Source organism: Micromonospora musae, from assembly GCF_003626635.1.
Taxonomy (GTDB): domain Bacteria; phylum Actinomycetota; class Actinomycetes; order Mycobacteriales; family Micromonosporaceae; genus Micromonospora; species Micromonospora musae.
The window spans coordinates 212,698-229,202 of record NZ_RAZT01000005.1; the positions used below are offsets into that span (position 1 = coordinate 212,698).

General features: G+C 72.9%; 9 protein-coding genes. 8 read left to right on the forward strand and 1 reads right to left on the reverse strand.

Translation table 11 applies throughout. From position 1 onward, the window contains the following. The first annotated feature begins 40 nt into the window (after positions 1-40). The 8 genes from D7044_RS11775 (at position 41) to D7044_RS11810 (ending at position 16,038) form a co-directional block, all read left to right on the forward strand. A complete protein-coding gene (locus D7044_RS11775; protein ID WP_120688853.1) occupies positions 41-11,347 on the forward strand; it encodes a WXG100-like domain-containing protein in 11,307 nt (3,768 codons plus the stop codon). Next, positions 11,344-12,450 (forward strand): hypothetical protein, encoded by a 1,107-nt coding sequence (locus D7044_RS11780; protein WP_120688854.1) that lies wholly within the window; start codon positions 11,344-11,346, stop codon positions 12,448-12,450. The genes D7044_RS11775 and D7044_RS11780 overlap by 4 nt, the downstream gene beginning before the upstream one ends. A 237-nt stretch (positions 12,451-12,687) precedes the next feature. Beyond that, entirely contained in the window at positions 12,688-13,221 is a 534-nt protein-coding gene (locus D7044_RS11785) for a hypothetical protein (protein WP_120688855.1), read from the forward strand. 95 nt (positions 13,222-13,316) lie between these two features. After that, positions 13,317-13,847, forward strand: a complete 531-nt coding sequence (locus D7044_RS11790; RefSeq protein ID WP_120688856.1) for a hypothetical protein — start codon at positions 13,317-13,319, stop codon at positions 13,845-13,847. A gap of 112 nt (positions 13,848-13,959) precedes the next feature. Continuing rightward, complete coding sequence (locus tag D7044_RS11795) at positions 13,960-14,625, forward strand: hypothetical protein (RefSeq protein WP_147434641.1); 666 nt, start codon at positions 13,960-13,962, stop codon at positions 14,623-14,625. Positions 14,626-14,690: 65 nt separating this feature from the next. Beyond that, positions 14,691-14,933 (forward strand): hypothetical protein, encoded by a 243-nt coding sequence (locus tag D7044_RS11800; RefSeq protein WP_147434642.1) that lies wholly within the window; start codon positions 14,691-14,693, stop codon positions 14,931-14,933. Then, positions 14,933-15,493 carry a hypothetical protein gene (locus tag D7044_RS11805; RefSeq protein ID WP_120679271.1) on the forward strand — a complete coding sequence of 187 codons (561 nt, stop codon included), beginning with the start codon at positions 14,933-14,935 and terminating at the stop codon, positions 15,491-15,493. The genes D7044_RS11800 and D7044_RS11805 overlap by 1 nt, the downstream gene beginning before the upstream one ends. Beyond that, on the forward strand, positions 15,490-16,038 hold the full coding sequence (locus D7044_RS11810) for a hypothetical protein (RefSeq protein WP_233564955.1): 549 nt from the start codon (positions 15,490-15,492) through the stop codon (positions 16,036-16,038). Before D7044_RS11805 ends, D7044_RS11810 begins: the two co-directional genes overlap by 4 nt. Positions 16,039-16,052: 14 nt before the next feature. Here D7044_RS11810 and D7044_RS11815 read toward each other — a convergent pair whose 3' ends face one another. Continuing rightward, on the reverse strand, positions 16,053-16,496 hold the full coding sequence (locus tag D7044_RS11815; protein ID WP_120688858.1) for a hypothetical protein: 444 nt from the start codon (positions 16,494-16,496) through the stop codon (positions 16,053-16,055). Positions 16,497-16,505 lie beyond the last annotated feature (9 nt).

A 16,505-nucleotide genomic window follows, 5' to 3' on the forward strand; every position in this document is an offset into this window, starting at 1 on the left:
GCCCCGTCGTGAAGCACGGCGGTGAAGGAGAGGACTGCGCGTGAGCGACAGTGACCACGCGCTCGCCGAGATTCTGGAGTGGTTCTCCGACCTCGAAGCCGCGATCCCCGGGGTGCGCTCCACCGTCGGCGAGATCCTGATCGGCAAGATCCCCGAGTCCGACATCGGCGCCGTCTACGACCTGGCCGACACCTGGGCCGACGCCACCGAGGCACTCGGGACGTTCTACGAGGAGGCCGCACACGCGGCCGACGGCATCCTGAACAACTGGTCCGGTGACGGCGCGTCGGCCGCCTTCGCCGAGCAGTGGTACAAGTACATCGAGTCGCTGGCCGGATCGGTCGACACGCTCGCCTCGATGGAGCAGGCCGTACAGAGCTACGGGCTGCAGGTCGAGCTCATGAAGTTCATGGCCCTGATCGGCCTGATCATGCTCGCGGTCTCGCTCTTCATGCTGGTCGCCGCGGCCATTCCGTCGCTCGGCCTCTCCACCGCCGGAATCCCGGGGGCCTTCGCCGCCTGTCGCGCGGCGATCGGCGCCGCGGCCAGCAACGCGATGCGCGCGATCGGCAGCATCTCGGTACGCGCGGCGCTCGCCGAGGCGACCGCGCTGGTGACCCGGGCGCTGCCCACCCTGGTCCGTACCCAGCTGCCCAATCTGGTCCGCACCCAACTGCCCCGCCTGGTCACCACCCAGCTACCGAACCTGATCCGGCACGAGCTGCCCACGCTCATGCGGCACACCCTGCCCACCCTGCTCCGGCAGGGCGGCACCACCTTCGCGCGCGGCGTCCTGCCCCGCAACGTGATCGCCCGCTCGGTGGCCGACCGGATGGCCGGGCAGTGGCTGCGCAGCGCCACCAACCGCGAGCTGCTCCGCCAGCTCGGCCGCGAGGCCGGGCTGGAGTCCCGTCGGCTCGCCGGGCGTGGTCTGCTCGCCGCCCGAAACCAGCTGGCGAAGGAGATCGAGGAGCAGCTGCTCCGTAAGTTCGGCGCCCGGGTCGGCACCGACCTCGCCGGACGCGCGGCCGGCACCTCGCTGACCCGGATGGCCGGCAACGAGGTGTTCGAACAGGTCAGCCGCGAGGCGCTGGGCCAGTACGCGGCCCGCGAGATCGCCGCCACCACGTTCAGCCGGGAGCTGGCCAAGTACGTGGGCACCCGGGTGGCCTTCGGCGCCGGCTTCATGGGCGCCGGTGACCTGCTCGGTCAGATGTACCAGATCGCCGGTGGCGAGCGGGCCAGCCTCGACCTGGGGCAGCTGGGCATGTCCACGCTCCAGGGCGGTGTCTTCGGCGCCTCGATGTTCGGCGGCATCACCGGGCACATCGTCGGCGGCGGGGTGGTCGGCGCGGGCATGTCGGCGGCGACGCTCGCCGCGCAGGGCAAGCTCGACCTCACGAACATCACCGGGGCGAACGTCACCGAGATCCTGCACGGCGGGGCCGAGGGCGCCAAGGCCGGCGCGATCTTCGGCGCGCAGAACAAGATGGAGGCCGTCAACGTCGGGAGCACCCTGCGGATCGGCCACGACGTCGTGGTGCTCCCCGAGGGGATCGGCGCGTTCGACCGGGCCGACGGGCTGCAGGTCACGTACAGCGAGCACGGCGCGTCCTGGCAGCGGGTCGACGGCAGCGGCACCCGGATCGACGGTGGGAGCATCGGCGCCGACGGGACGGTCCTCTCCCGGGACAGCACCCAGTCGCCCGCCCCGCACGTGGTCGACGGGGATGTCATCCGGTCCGAGCCGTCCGCCCCGCACACGCCCCTCGCGCAGCTGCCCAGCACCGACGTCCCGCAGCGTACGAACCTGGTCGGCGGGACGGGCGGTGGGGACGGCGGAGGCGGCGGAGGTGGCCCGCGTCAGCCCGCCCACCCGACGTCCGGCGGTCGTACCGGAGATGTCGGGATCCGGACGACGGACCCGTCGCGGCCGGTCGGCGAACTCACCCGGCCGACCACCGATCACAGTGCGCCGGTCGCCGACCGCACCCCCACCGACGCGTCGCCGCAGCGCCCGACGCCCGACTCGGCGCCGCCAGGCGACCGGACACCCACCGACGGCGGGCCGACCGGCGACCGTGGCCCGGAGGGTCCTTCCACGCGGGAGACGGCGCCGGATCGGATCGGGGACGACCCGAGCCGGCCGGAGCAGCGCGAGCCGGGCGACGCCCCGCCACCCGAACCCACCCGCTCGGAGCCGCCCGGGTCGCCCCGGGACACCACCGGCCCGCACCCCACCGATCCGGCTCCGACCCGGCCGCACTCGGATCCGGTTCGGTCGGGCGACGCGCCTCCGCCGCGGACGGATTCGGAGTTCCCGACGGAGCCGCGCTCCGGGGCACGCGCCGACACCGCCCCGCCGGCCCGGCCGGACACCGCCCCGCCCGTGGAGACCGGGCCCGCCGTCCGGGGCGACACCCCGCCGCCGGTACGCACCGATGCTCCGCCGCCGCGCGTCGAAGGCCCCACCGCGCCGCGCGCGGACGCCCCCACGCCGCCGCGTGCCGACGGGCCCACGACGCCGCGTGCCGACGGGCCCACGACGCCGCGTGCCGACGGGCCCACGCCGCCACGTGCGGACAGCCCCACGCCGCCACGCGCGGACAGCCCCACGACCCCGCGCACCGACAGCCCCACGCCGCCGCGTGCGGACGGTCCGCCGTCGCCGCGCGACCACTCCGCGCCGACGAGTCGGCCGGAGACGCCCACGAGCCGGGACGGTCAGCGCGGTCCGACCGATCCGGTCCAGGACCGGCCCACCGGCACGGGCGACCGGAACGGTGCACCCACAGGCCGGGACGAGCACGGCCCACCGCCGAGCCGCCACGAGGATCCGTCCGCGCCGGTCCGCGCCGACGAGCAGCACGCCGACCCGACGGCGGGGGAGGCGCAGAGCGGCGCGTCCATCCGACCCCGCGACGAGCTGCGGGCCCAGGAGTGGGCCAACAAGGCGTACGACCGGTTCCGGGCCGACCCGGAGGACGTGCCGGAGATCGCCGCGCACCTCGCCGAGGTGGAGCGCCCCGACGGCACCATCGGCTACAGCCAAGCCGAGATCGCCCGGGTCAAGCAGCACCTGATGTTCGACGAGCACACGCTGCGCGACTACCCCGACGGTTGGGAACGGCGCCGGTTCGATGCGGACGAGGACATCGCGGAGGCCTGGATCCGCCTGCGGGAGGGGCGGCACCTCGAGCCCGACCTGGTGCTGCTGGAGCACGAGCTGGCCGAGTCGGGCTACATGCGGGTCCACCCCGACGCCACCTACCCGGACGCCCACGCGCACGCCCAGAGCCTGTTCAATTGGGAGCGGGTCGCGCCCGGGCGTACCGGGGAGGACCTGGACAACGCGTATCCGAGGAGAACCGGCGATGGCGATTCTGGTGGACTTCGAACTGATCCGACAGGACAGTCGGGAGGTCGAATACAGCTTCGGCTTCCCGGAGAAGGATCGTCGACTGGTCATCCAGAAGGACTCCCGCCAGGGGACACCGCTGGACGGGGCGGAGGACATGCAGTACCGGAAGGCGTTCGGCAAGATCCTGCGGATGCAGGCCGAGGCGGCGACCTGGCCGGCCGGGGGGAGCTACGCGGCGTAACGCCGGAGGGCGAGCGGGTTCCGTTCGAGCTGGTGCCGGTCGAGCCTCGTCCGGTCGGGCCGTCGGTGCCGATGCCCGAGGCTGTCCGGTCGACCTTCGACGGGCACATCGGCGAGCTGCTCACCGGCCGCGATCCCGGCCCGGTGGATCAGCCGCACCGGGCGAGCTGGGACGAGTCGTCGCGGCTGCTCACCGTGGAGTACCCGGACGGCGTCACCGTGCAGGTCGCGCTGCAGGTCAACTCGTCCCTACCGCCCGGTCAGCCGGTGGTGCTGCGACCAGGGCTGGAGGTCGAGCACGGGCAGTGGGTGCAGCGCGAACCGGCCGGTGTGGTGCTCCCCGACCACCTGCCGAACGACCCGAACACCCGGGCGGCCTTCGTCGACCGGCAACTCGGCGACGCCTGGAGCACCCTGCACCGGGAACTGCACCAGGTGCTCGACCGGCCGGTCGAGCCCCCGTCGCCGCGTGGCGACGGAACGACCCGGACCGACACCTCACGCATCGAGAGCGGGCCGCGTACCGATCGGACGCCCACCGACGGTGGACCGCGTACCGATCGGACGCCCACCGACACGTCCCGGACCGACACGGCGCGGAATGACGGCACGACCCGGACCGAGCGGCCCCGGGATGACGCCGCCGGGCCGCGTACGGACCGGGACGACACCGCCGGGCCGCGTACGTCGCGGGATGACGCCGCCGGGCCGCGTTCGGAGCGGGACGATGCCTCCGGGCCGCGCGCGGACCGCGACGGCACCCCGACAGAGCCGAGGCGTGGGCCGGACGCGGACGATCCGGCGCCGGTCCGGCCCGAGCACGACGCGCGGGCCGACGGGGTGCCGGAGAGCCCGCGCGACACCGCGGCGGCGCCGCGTCCGGAGGAGCCTCCGCGCCGGGCAGACGAGCCGTCGCTGGCCGAGCTGGAACGACCCCTGCACCCCGACCCGCCGGTGCTCGACCGGGTCACCCTCCGCGACGCCACCCCCTCGGATCCCGCGCCGCCCCGGCCGCTCACGCCGGACACCGTTCGCGGCCTGCTGGCCGACGCCGGCACCCCGGAGCAGGTCCGCGGCTGGGCCCGCGACCACCTCGCCGTACGGCAGGAGGACGGCTCGTACGTGCCGCGCTCGCAGGCCGAGATCGACGCGGCGGTGACCCGGCTGCACGAGGAGACCGCAGCGGTCGTCGACTCCCACGTGCCGGCCGACCCCAACGCGACGCCGGAGGGCGCGGTACACCCGGAGCAGACGGCGCGCCCGGGCGACTCGCCGATCCTCCAGGAGTTGGCGCCCAGCGAGAACTTCCCGCCGCATCGTACGAGGACCGGCGCCGAGCTGCCCGAACAGGTCCACGAGCTGGTGCAGCGGGCCAAGGAGAACCTGCTCGGCCGCTACCCGGAGACGGCGGTGGCGGCCCGGATCGCCGACCTGGACGCCATCGGCGGTATCGCCGACCGGTTGCAGACGGCCGCCGACGCGGCCCGCGAGAGCGGCCGGCTCGGTGACGTGGTGCAGGGCGTCCGCGACCTGAGCCGAGCCGTCAACGAGTACGCCGACCAGTACCGGGACTGGCGTGACTTCGAACGCGGCGGTGACTACGCCGACCCGGGTTGGCGGGACCTCGACGGCGTCGACCCGCTGAACTCGGTGGAGATGGCCACCCGGGTGGTGAGCGTCGACCCGCAGACCCACCGCTTCCACGTCATGGACCAGGCGATCGCGATCGCCAAGATCGGTGACGTGCTCGGGCCGACGTTCGAGGGGCACGCGGCGCGTACGTTCGAGCGGCTTGTCCCGAAGGACATGGAGAGCGTCGACGCGCTGCTTCCGCCCGAACTGCGCAGCCCGGAGCTGGACAAGTGGATCCAGGGGACCGCCCGGGGCGGCTTCAACCCACGAACCGAGATTCTCTACGTCGACCCGCGAGACGCAGGAGGGTCGAGCCGGCCGATCAGCGCGGTGGCCGCGACCGTGGTGCACGAGAGCATGCACCGCCTCCAGCCCCGCACGGACCTGGTGGCCGACCACATCGATCAGGGCGTGGCCGAGGGGCGATACGGCGAAGACGTCTTCCTCAACGTCATGGCCCCGCTGCGTTTCGAGGGCGAGTTCCAGGCGTTCGCCGTCCAGCAGCAGTTCCTGCGCGGGCTGGCCGGCTTCCGGGAGATCCAACACGGCGGTGATCTGCGCGTACCCCGGAGCGACGGCTATCAGGAGATGGCGGACTGGACCCCGCAACAGATGCGGGACAGCATCCTCGACCGGTACGTCCCCAACCCCGCCGAACGTGCCGCCATCCCCGATCATCTGCTCGACCAGCTGGTGGCGCTCACCCCGGAGAGTGTTCTGGATCGGGCCCGCCTCTCGATCGACGAGGCGAACTTCCCGATCGCCGACGACCGCCGGCAGGGCACCTTCTACGGCCCGATGACGCGGGAGACCGCCGACCGGTACGGCATCGACCTCGACGCGATCGGGCAGGAGCACGGCAGGCAGTCGCTGCCCCGGCTGCTGGATCAGGAGGCCGCGCCGGAGACTTCGGTACCCCGGAACGGCTCCGACTCGCTGCCGCTGGCGGAGTGGGGACCTCGCCGGGACGGGGACGCGGCCTGGCCGCCCGAGCAGCAGTCGCCTTACACCGCCCCGCCGTGGCGAACCGACGGGCCTGCCCACGACAGCACACCCCCATGGCACGACCCATCGCCGACGCACGGGCCGGGTGCGCACCACGACGGGCAGCCGGCCCGCCCGGAGCCGGAGCGCCGGCCCGGTGCGCTGTCGCGGGCGTTGCGCCGGATCACCGGCCTCTTCGGCGGTGGCGAGGCGGCCCCGCACGCCCCCGAACCGAACCCGGCGACCCCGCAGCCGTGGGCTCCGCGCCCCGGTGAGCCGAGCCACGGTGGCCTCGGAGAGTGGGGCGGGCAGCGGCCAGGGGAGCCGACCCAGGGCGGCTTCGGGACGTGGGGCCAGCGGTCCGGCGAGCCGGTTCACGGCGACACCAGCCCGTGGGGCCAGCGCCCAGGTGAGGCCCAGCAGTGGGGTCAGCGTCCGGCGGAGTCTCAGCAGTGGGGCCAGCGCCCGGCCGAGCCCCAGCAGTGGGGCCAGCGCCCCGGCGAGGCGGCCCCGAGTTGGCGGCCCGGCGAGGCCTACCCGCCGGCCCACGACCCGTATGCGAGCCGAGGCTGGCCGCCGGAGGCCGACCCGGGTCACACCGGGACGCCGGGGCGGCCGGGCGTCGACCCGTACACCGGGCAGGCGCGTCCGACGTCGGATGCTCCCGCCTGGGGCACCCCCGAGCGTGCGCCGGAACCGAGGACGCCGGCCTGGTCGACGCCGGAGGCCGCCGACCGTCCCGCCTGGACGAACGGCCCCGAGCGCGCCTCCGCCGACCCGGTTGCTGCCGACGGGCGGACAAACCTGGCGCTCACCGAGCGTTCCATCGCGCTGGAGGAGCTGCGCGCGTCGACGGACCCGGTGCACCAGGCCCAGGTACGCGCGGATCTCCAGCGGATCGACGCCGATCTGGCCCAGCGCGGCTACCCGGTGCACCAGTTGGAGCGGGTGCCGGAGGCGGAAGGTCCCACAGCCGCCGACGCTCCCGCGGCGGACGGTCGGGACCACTCCCGGCACGACGAGATCTGGTCCGACCCGCCATGGCGGCAGGAGGACCGGCGGCCCTCGCTGGACGAACTGATCCCCAGCTCGCAGGAGGAGGCGACCGCCTGGGGCGACTCGGTCCGGCGGGAGTTCGCCGACCAGCTCGACGGGCGCGAGTTCGCGGGGCTGCGGATCCGGGTGGACCTGGAGGACCCGTACAGCGTCAGCGTGCACCGCAACGAGGTCGTGGTCCGGGCGGAGGTGCAGGACGCGAACGGGGTGAGCGCCGGGCGGGTGGTGCGCTCCTTCCAGCGCGACCACAACGGCAGCCTCTTCGTGGAGCACGTCTCGCTGAAACTCGACGACCGCGTCCAGGGCCACGGCTTCGCCCGGGAGTTCAACGACAGCCTCATCGACTGGTACCGCTACTCCGGCGTCGAGCGGATCGAGGTGCACGCCGCCTCCACCGTCGGCGGGTACGCCTGGGCGCGCGACGGCTACGACTGGGCTCCCAACACGGAGCACCGGTCCAGCGCCGTACTCGACCGGCTCCGGGTCGAGCTGCGCGGTCTCGACGCCGACGTCGACATGGCTCGCCGGCTGGCCGCGGACGACCCGAGCGTGGACGCCGACCGGCTGCGCAAGCGCTACGGCACCACCGATCCGGAGCAGGTGGCCCAGGAGGTGCAGCGGCAGCGGGAGGCAGCCGAGCAGATCCTCGAACGCGCCCGTACCAGCTCCTTCGGCAGCGCCCGGTACCCGACGCCCTTCGACATCAGCCAGGCCGGCTGGGGCGACCACCACCACGGCCGGGAAGCGTCGTGGGTCGGCAAGCGCGCGCTGCTCGGCGCGGACTGGAAGGGCGTCAAGGAGATCAGCGACACCGGTCCGCTGCATCCCCGGTCGGCGCACACCCAGGGCATGCCCCGGGTTCCCGACCCGTCGTCGATCCACAGCCTGCTCAGCGGGGACGGGCATCCGCCGGTCACCGCCGCCCGGGTGCCGGAGGGCGAGTTCCACGGGTACGGCCGGGACGTCCCCGAGCCGGACGCGGTGCGGCAGCTCGGTGACGACGCCCTGCGCCAGGTCACCGAGGCGCTGCCGGAGGGGAGCCCACTCAAGGGCGTACGGCTGGAGTTGACCACGGTCCCGGCGGACGCCCTGCCGGACGGCGCGGTGGCCCGGTCCGTGCCGATCGACGCGCAGGGGCGGGACCTGCCGCACGGTACCGTTCCGCCGGAGGGCGGCGGCTGGCGCGTCGAACTGTCGGACCGTGCGAGCGATGTCAATGTCGCCCGCGCCGTCGCGCACGAGGCGGCCGAGCTGACGGCGATCCGGCAGCGGGCCGACGGTGGGCTGGACCCCTTCACCCCGGACGCCCTCGTTCCCGGTGCGATGGCCGACGGCGCCACGCTCAGCCCGCACGACCACGGTCGGCTGGCCGAGGCCGAGGTGCTGGCGGACCTGCTGCGCGATCCGGCGCAGGCCGCGCACGCCCGGACCGAGCTGCGGGCCCTCCGCGACCACCTCGGCCTGCACCCGGACGATCCCGGCGCGGCGGCCCGGTCGCGGCTGCTCGACGGGCGGATCAGCGACGCCGGCCGGGACGCCCTGCTCGGCCGGGAACGGCCTCCCGCCGACTCCACCCGTTCGCCGGCGGACGGCGGCCCGGCACGGGCGACCGACGGTGAGACGGTCCCGCCGGCGGGTCGCGACAGCGACGGCGCGGCGCCCGATCGCGTCGACGCCGATCCGGTGCCGGACCGGTCAGATCCCGCCGAGCTGACGGCGCCGGAGCGGTCCGACTCGGCAGAGCCGACGGTGCCGGAGCGGCCCGACTCCGCCGAGCTGGCGGTGCCGGAGCGGGCCGAGACGGCCGCCGCGACCTACCCGGCCCGGACCACGCGGGTGCCGTTCGACTTCGAGCGCTTCCTCAACGACCCGCGCTGGGCCGACGAGGCGACGCAGTTCGAGCAGCGCCTCGGCGCGTACTACTTCCGCGACCCGGAGGTGCTGGACACCGTCCGTACGGCGTTGACCCGGATGCGGGACATCCTGGTGGACCTCACCGAGCCGCGCGCCGGCGAGACCCCCGCCCAGGTGAAGGCCCGGGTGGAGAGCGCGTTCTTCCGGGACGACGCGAAGGACAGCGCCGGCCAGGTCGGCAGCGGGGTTGGCTTCGACCGGCTGATCCGCGAGGGCAACCTGCGCGAGACGATGACCGCCTTCTACAACGCCGCGTACACGAACCAGGCGAACCCGCACACGCTGTCCCACGCCTTGCGGGCGGTGTTGGACGGGGACCGTTGGGAGCAGGCCCGGGCGGCGGGCGTCGACGTGCCGTCCGTACGCCGGATGGGCGAGCTGCTCGACGGGAACCTGAACCGGCTGATGCCGGAGGCCCTACAGAAGACGTTCAAGTTCGGTCGCGACTTCTTCGCGACCGGGAACGTGGCGCGCAACTCCGAGCACGGCGTCCGCGACCTGACCGAGATGACGGCGAGCCAAAAACCCCGGCAGAACCGTAGCCACTCCGAGATGCTGGAGCGGGCGAACACCCCGGACCACTACGCGAGCCTCGGCACGCCGCTGGGACGGCTCGAGCGGGCCTACGTGGACCAGCTGGAACGGAACAAGACCGGCGAGCCGCTCGGCGAGCATGGCAAGCTGCCGTGGCGGGAGGGAGTCACGGCGCACCACACGGATCGCGGCCCGTGGGCCTGGTGGGTCGGTCGGGACGGCTTCCCGGTCATCGACGGTGTCTCCGGCACCACGGCACGGATGCTGACCGCCGCCCGCTTCATCGGTCTCGACGGCCCGCAGCTGGAGCGGTTCCTCAGCGGGTTGATGGGCTGGATGCTCCCTGCCCGCGACCACAGCCTCTTCGAGATCCTGCGCGGATCGGAGATCGCCGGCGTCGCGCGGGTCGACGTGCGTCCGCCGGGCACCCGGTTCACCGCGGTGGACCTCTACCGGGCCCTGCCGGACATCGACCTGCCGACGTTGCGGAGAGAGGTCGGCGTTGACGGGCTCCTCCCGCACGAGGCCCGCTACCTGGAGCACGCCGTCGACCCGCGCGGCTTCTCCGAGACGCAGCACAAGGTGCCGCAGATCGCCGACCGGTTGTGGCCGCAGCTGGAGAGCGGGCACGTCCGGGACCCGGACCTGGCCGACTGGCTGCGGCGCAACGGCATCGACCCGACCGACTCGGCCGCGGTGCGGGAGCTGGGCCAGCGCCTGTCGAAGCCGCACGTGATGGCCTTGACCGTCTACACCCGGCACAGCCACTACCTGATCAACAATGTGATCCGCGGCCACCTGTGGACCAGGTTGGCCGGAGACGTGCCGATGGAGGTGCTCTTCGGTCGTAAGATCCGCGAGCTGGTGACCAACTACCTCGACAACCTGACGGCGGACACGAAGGCTTTGCCGCTGCCCCTGAAGCTGCGTTCCGTGGTCCACGTCGGGGAGGGACATCTCAACTCCCGATCCGACCTGGCCGAGCCGGCGCAACGGTACGTGGACGCCCACCGCCGGATCGCCGACGCGAATGTCCGAATGGCGGAAGAGAGACGACTGGGCAACCTGCGTGAGGAGGGCCAGGCCCGGCTCGAAAAGCTTCGGGCCCAACGGGACGCCGCGGTCGCCTGGAGGCAGATCCGGCGTGAGCTGGACGCTGTGACACCACAACTGCTCGACGAGATGCGTTGGCACGCCGACATGGTCCACGACGCCATGATGCAGCTACCCGCCCTCGGCAGCCCGGAACGCCCGACGGTCGCCTACCGGGGCGACTGGATCACCCCGGTCTACTCGCCGATCTACGGCAGTTCCACCTTCCCAGTTGGTATTGCGCGGGAGTTCCTCAGCGTCAGCCGCCAACTCGACGTCGCGGTGCGGTTCATGTCGGAGAACCCGGCGTCGGGCGGTAAGGTGCTGGTCGTCTACCTGTTGACCGGCGAGCAGGCGCGCGACATCTCCGTCTTCTCGTCGTTCGCCGAGGACGACGAGGCCGTCTTCCCGCCCCGGTCGAGGATGCGACGGACATCCGATCATCCTGAGTTGGTCGAGCAGGTACGGGCCGGATTGCCCGAGGAGTTCCGGGACAACTGCGAGATCATCGTGATGAAAGAGGAAAGACCGTGACGGACGGAACCGGCTGGGACGACGCAAGCCAGTTCTTCGCCGACGTGCACCGGATGCTGACGCGGCTCGCCGGTCGGGTGCCGGACGAGATGCTCACTCGGCTCCGTGAACTCTTCGGTAGCGGCGACCTGCGCTATCTGCCGGACGCCGTGTCGGTGGCGGCGGTGGAGCTGGACGTTCCGCTGACTCCGGCCGACCGAGACCTGCTGGCCCACATCCTGGACGTGCTGGACGTACCAGGCGGGAAGCCCCAGTTGTTCGACCGGGTGCCGGTGGCCGCCGACCCGTCGGCCGTCGGGCCGTTCCGGTTCCTGCCGGTGCGGCCGGCGGTGCTGGCGGAGGCAGGCCCACGTGTGCCACCCAGACTCGATCTGACCGGCGGCGACCCCGACGACCTGACCGATCTGCCGCCGGAGCTTCGCTCCCTCGCCGATCTCGCCAACCGCCTCACCGAACCGTCCGATGACACGGCGATGGTGACGCTCACCGTCGAGCCGGGAGTGGTGGGCGTCTGGCGTGCCTGGCGGGTGGGAACGGACCAAGAGGCCGCAGCCCGTCCGGTGTACCTCGCCGAGGTGGCGCCCGGCGTACCGGCGTGGGACCTCGCGTACGACACTCAGCGCTCGCTCGCCGAGGACGGCGACCCTGCGCCGCAGGTCGAGGTGTGGTGGACCGGCGACGTGCTCCCGGCGTACCACCGGCTGGCGCTGGCTGGGGCGGCGCTGCTGTGGACGCCGGAGGTGGGCCGGGTCCGGCTGGCACTCGGCGCGGAACAGCTGACCGATCTCGTCCGGTCCGGGGCTCCCCGCGTACCCGTGCCGGAGCGTCGGATGTTGGCCGAGCGGTTGGCAGCGGGCGCGGCGGTGCCCGGCCGGGCCGAGCGGCTTCCCGACCTGGTCGAGCCGGGGCGCGGCGAGGTCGTGCCGGGCGGGTACCGCACCGACGGCCGCTGGGTGTGGCCGGAGGCGCTCGGCTACTACCTCACCGAGTACGGCGTGGCACCCCCTCGGGAGCTGACGGAGGCGCTGGCAGGGGGTGGCGCGACGACGCCGGCGAGCCAGGTCGCGGCCTTCCGCGCCAGCCTCGCACTCTCGGGCCGCTGACCGCCCGATCGCGGCGCCCACGCCGCGCGTGTCGACGGCCCGGCGTTCGGCGCAACCGATGAACCTGGCGGGCTGAGGCAGGAGGAGCCGTCGCCGGGTACGACGGGGAGGGTGTCCGAGTGGATGCGGAGCGCATCGCCGCGGCAATTCAACATCAGGTGCTGACGCCAGGCGAGACCGCTGAGAGCATTCTGGTCCTCGCTTGACGACCATGGGCCGCCGGGCGATCGTTGGCTCATGTATGACGCGAGCCTCGCGAACCTGGACCGGCTGCCGGACCACGTGCGCGACGATTACCTGCGTCTTGTGGAGTGGACGCTGGCCGAGTTGCCCTCGCGGGGGTCGTCGAGGTTGTCCGTGCCCCTGCTGTGGCTGACTCTCGGGACGGCAGGAAACGCCGTGCACGTGGAGCGGGTCGACACCACTGAGTTGTATCGCCGCAACGGCTACCCCGATGAGTTCTCTCGCTGGGTGCTGTCAGCGGTGCGGTCACGGCTGGCGGAGGTTCATGCACGGTGTGCTGCGATCGTCTCCAATGACCGCATGGACTCGTCGTTCCCGGGCCCGATATTAGGCGCGCTGCTAGGTCCGTCGGAGGACAACCTCTTTCTGCATGCGGCCCACCGGGACGTCTCGCGTACGTTCCGGGATTCCTTTCGGATCGGGCGCGGGCCGTTACGGCGGTTGCGGTTCGCTCCCGAGGTACACCAGAAGCTGGCGGAGGCACGACGCGACTGGCCCGATCAGAGGGATACCCGGCGCGGGCTTTGACGCGGATTGCCGGGCTTGCTTTCCGGCCGGGTGCTCGGCGTATTCGGGCGGGTGAGCCGCTTGACGACGATGGGCCGTCGGGTGAACGTTGGCCCGTGTACAACGCGAGCCTCGCGCACCTGGATCGGCTGCCCGACCACGTACGCGACGACTACCTGCGGATATCGGAGTGGGTGCTGGCCGAGCTGCCCGCCCGGTGGTCGTCGAGGTTGTTCGTGAACTCGTTCTGGCTGACGCTCGGAACGACCGGGAGCATCGTGCGGACGGAGCGGGTCGACCTCACCGAGTTGTATCGCGGCAACGGGTATCCCGACGAGTTCTGGCGCTGGGTGATGTCGGCGGTGCGGTCACGGATGGCGGAGACTGGGGCACGGTGCGCCGCGATCATCGCGAACAACCGCATGAACGCACCGCTGTCCGGCCCGCTGCTGGGCACGCTGCTCGGCCCGGCGGAACGGAACGTCTTCCTGTACGCCACTCACCGGGACGCCTCACTCGAATTCCGGGACGCGTTCCGGATCCGGCGCGGGCCGTTGCGGCGTCTCGGGTTCGTCCCTGAAGTCCACCAGAAGCTGGCGGAGGCCCGGCGGACCTGGCCCGACCGGACGGACTCCGGGCGCGGGTGACAGCGGCTTTCGCGCCCTAGGCCCGGCCCCGGTCGGGCGCTCGGCGGCCCCGGAGGGGCGGGCCGTTGTGGCAGGATTGGGCCGCTGCGGGTGAGCACGGGGAGGGTGTCCGGTGGATACGGAGCGGACCGCCGAGGCGATTCAGCGTTATGTGCTGAGCCCTGCGGAGACGGTCGAGAAGATCTGGCAGGGCCCGACCTCGGTCACGGTCCGGTCATCCCGTTACCGCTACGCGGCCCGCCCGGCCGACTGGGCCGTCGCCGACGAGGGCTGGGTGTCCGAGGCGGTCCGGGTGGTCGCCTCGGGGCAGCCGATCTACGTGACCCATGGCCTGCTCCTTCCGGTCGATGGTGAGTCGCTGCACCTGAACCGTCCGGAGGTGATGGCGGAGCTCGGTCGTCGGGTCGGTGCCGGGTTGAGTCCGTTGGCGTATGCGGAGCTCTTCGGCGAGCTGTATTCGGTGCAGGACATCGACGGTCCGGTGGTGTATTCGTTCGGGGCGACGGAGAGCGCGCGGGCGGGTTGGTTGGTGCGTGAGGCCGACCACTTCGCGCGGGTGCTGGTCGTGCCCGACGCGCCTGCGGTGGCTCCTCCCGTGTTCGAGCAGGGCCCTGGCAGTGAGTGGACCTTGACGTTCTTCTCGCACAACTATTACTTCGTGTCGGAGATGATGACGGCGGTGGACGTCTACGCGTGGACGGTGACCGGCGGTCCGAACCGCGCGGCCACCTGGGAGCGGAAGACCATCGCCGACCGGGTGCTGATCCCGCTCTCCTGAACGGGTACGGCGGGAGACCGGAACCGTCGACCAGCAGCCGGAACCGGGTGCTCGACGACCACGGCGTGAAGGGAGACAGCGCGGCGATGAAGACCGATCCGGAGCGGCAGCGGCGCCTACGGGAGCTGACCGAGCTGCACCGTCGGTGGCAGGCGGAGCACCGGGTGGACGACGCGGACTTCACCCCCGACGGGGCCGACTCGGAGAATCGCCGACCGCCGTCACCGGAGGCCGAGCGCGAGTACATGCGCCGGGCACGAGAAATCATGGGACTCGACCCGGACACCGGGCACTACCGGGAGGCGTGATGACGCTGCTGCCCGCCGTACGCAGCCGGGACGAGGCGGACCTCTACCTGGAGCTGCATCCGTGTCCGCGGTGCGGGGCGATGGAGGCCGCCTGGGACGAGGCGCCCGCCGCGCAGGGGACCCGGCCGGCTTACCGGTACAGCGGTCGCTGCGTGGACTGCGGTGACCAGCGCGAGTTCCTCTTCGCGCTGCCCGACGGGCAGCCCGCCCCCGCCGCTCCCGGTCCGCACCCCACCAATCGCTTCGGCGGGCCGCAGCCCTCGGCGCTGCTCGACCCGGGCGAGTGGCTGCTGGTCGCCGACTGGTGCGGGGAGGCGTCGGAGATCGCCGAGCGGCAGGGCGACGACGCCGAGGCGGCGGACCTGCGCTGGACCGCGGTGGCGGCCATGGAAGAGGTCCGCAAGTTCGTCCCGACGGAGGGCGACGTGGTGCCCGAGTCGGCGTTCTGGTCGACCCGGGGCCGTACGGTCTACCAGCGTGACCCGGGCCGCTTCCGGCGTCGACGGCTCGAAGGGATCCGCGACTTCTACCTTGACCACATGCCCTGGAGCCCGTCGTGAGCGCGCTGGCGGCCCGTAGCGCCAACGAGGCGCACCTCTACATGGATCTGCACCCCTGTGGCTGCGGGGAGGGCCGCTTCCCCCGTGCCTCCACGATCCTCGCGCTGCCCGACGGCGAGCTGGCCCGCCGGTACGCGGGTTCCTGCGAACGCTGCGGCACCGCCCGGGAGTTCCTCTTCCGGCTGCCCGCGGAGCCGGAGAGCGCCGAGGCGGGCTTCCGTTACGGTGCTGCCGAGCCCTCCGCGCTGATCGACGCGGGGGAGTGGCTCTGGGTGGCCGAGGGGCACGCGCGGGGCGTACCCGCCGGTGCGCAGCGGTTGCCGGAGGCCGACCGGCGGCGGTGCCGTACCCGGCTGACGGCGGCGGTCGCGGCGGTGGACGAGGCGCTGAAGTTCGTGCCGGCGGGGGGCGGTCGGGTGCCGTTCACCGCCGTCTGGAGCCCGCTGGGCCGCTCGGTCTACCAGCGGGAGCCGGGTCGGTTCCGGGCCAGCCGCCTCACCGCCGTCCGTTCCGCGTACGACACCGCGCTGCGGCGGCTGGGCTGACGCCGGGGGAACCTTCAGCCGGCGCTGCCGCTCGGCGCCGCGGGCGAGGTTCCCGTGAGGTTGAAGTCGCACTGCGGGGAGGCGTTCGTCGCCGTCTTGACGACCTGGCCGTTGATGCGCAGGCGGCACTCGACCGACGGCTGGCCGTTGACGAAGGCGAGCCGGTCGTCCACAGTGGGCTTCTTCCGGGCGGTCCCGTTGACGTAGACGTACACGTCGTCGGGCCAGGTCAGCGTCAGATCCTTCACCCAGTTCGGCGCCGGGGTGTGCTCCTCCTTGTTGGCGACGGTGGTGTGCCCCCACTGCACCACGAGGTCGAAGAACTCGGCCGGGCCGACCAGCGCCAGCTCGAGGGTGACCTTCTGCTGAACCGGCTTCTGCGCGTCCAGCGCCGAGGTGTCCGGCGAGCAGCCGGCCAGTAGGGCGGTCAGCGCGGCGATCGTGGCGACACGTCGCATGGATCCTCC